Genomic DNA, 1,168 nt, shown 5'->3' with positions numbered 1-1,168 from the left:
TTTACAAGATTTTCCTATTCGTGGTCAGCAAGTTTATTTACATGTTAAACGTCGAAGATGGCTCAATCAAGATACTGGTAAGGTAGTTTATAGGGATTGGAATTTAGTAGCAAAAGGAACGCGTGTCACATCAGATTTCGCGGCTTTTTTAAAAGGTATCAGCGGATAATCAAGCGCATAGCATCGAAACTATTAGCTCATTTTATGGTATATCCGCCAATAAATTAAGGCGATATTACCGTAATAAACTCAGTGGTTTTCAACAGTGGGCCCATCGCGAAAATGCACAGGAAGGGCTAATATTTCCAAAGAATATAGGTAGTAGTCTTTCCATTGATGAAACCAGTCTTTCTCATGGTGAACTTTATACGGTGGTAACTAATAAAGAAGCTCACGGAAAGAAAGGGACTATAGTTGCAATTCTCAAAGGAACTAAATCCGATAGTATTATCCCTGTGCTTCAACAAATTCCACTCCGATTACGCAACAAAGTACGGGAAATAACACTTGACTTAGCTGGTAATATGGGGCTTATAGCTAAGAAGTGTTTTGCTAATGCAGTGCAGGTTATTGATCGCTTTCATGTGCAGCAATTGGCAACTGAGGCACTTCAAGAAATCCGGATAAAACACCGTTGGGAAGCTATTGATGAAGAAAATATTGCCATTGAAGACGCTAAAAAAAGGAAAGAAACTTACTGTCCAGAAATCCTATCAAATGGCGATACTATAAAGCAAATGCTAGCTAGAAGTCGCTATTTACTCTATAAAAGTGAACATAAATGGACAGTAGAACAAAAGGAAAGAGCTAGTTTACTATTTGAACGCTATACTGAAATTCAAAAGGCTTACAAATTATGTCAAGAACTATCTTGGATATACAACACAACTGTAGATAAAATATATGCTTTTACACGACTAGCTAAATGGGCTGAGAAGGTAGAGCAAGCTGGGTTCAAGTCTTTCAATACCGTGTCAAGAACTATAAATACGCATCACAAAAAGATTCTAAACTACTTTGATAACAGAAGTACCAATGCTTCAGCAGAATCTTTTAATGCAAAAATAAAAGCATTCAGAAGTCAGTTTAGAGGGGTTCGTGATATCAATTTTTTCTTATTCAGATTGACTAAGTTATTTGCTTAGTCCACAGGTTTTGTACATGATCC

The 1,168-nt window shown here is 36.6% G+C and carries 2 protein-coding genes; both read left to right on the top strand.

From position 1 onward, the window contains the following. Nucleotides 1-16: 16 nt before the first annotated feature. The gene (locus FLS47_RS19200; RefSeq protein ID WP_449441411.1) at nt 17-169 is read left to right on the top strand and encodes an ISAon1 family transposase N-terminal region protein; all 153 of its coding nucleotides are present in this window, start codon (nt 17-19) and stop codon (nt 167-169) included. A 13-nt stretch (nt 170-182) separates the two neighbouring features. After that, the gene (locus tag FLS47_RS17615) at nt 183-1,145 is read left to right on the top strand and encodes an ISAon1 family transposase (protein WP_449441410.1); all 963 of its coding nucleotides are present in this window, start codon (nt 183-185) and stop codon (nt 1,143-1,145) included. Nucleotides 1,146-1,168 lie beyond the last annotated feature (23 nt).

It is taken from the genome of Sphingobacterium cavernae, from assembly GCF_008520265.1.
Lineage (GTDB): Bacteria > Bacteroidota > Bacteroidia > Sphingobacteriales > Sphingobacteriaceae > Sphingobacterium > Sphingobacterium cavernae.
This window is presented reverse-complemented; position numbering and strand designations above follow the sequence as displayed.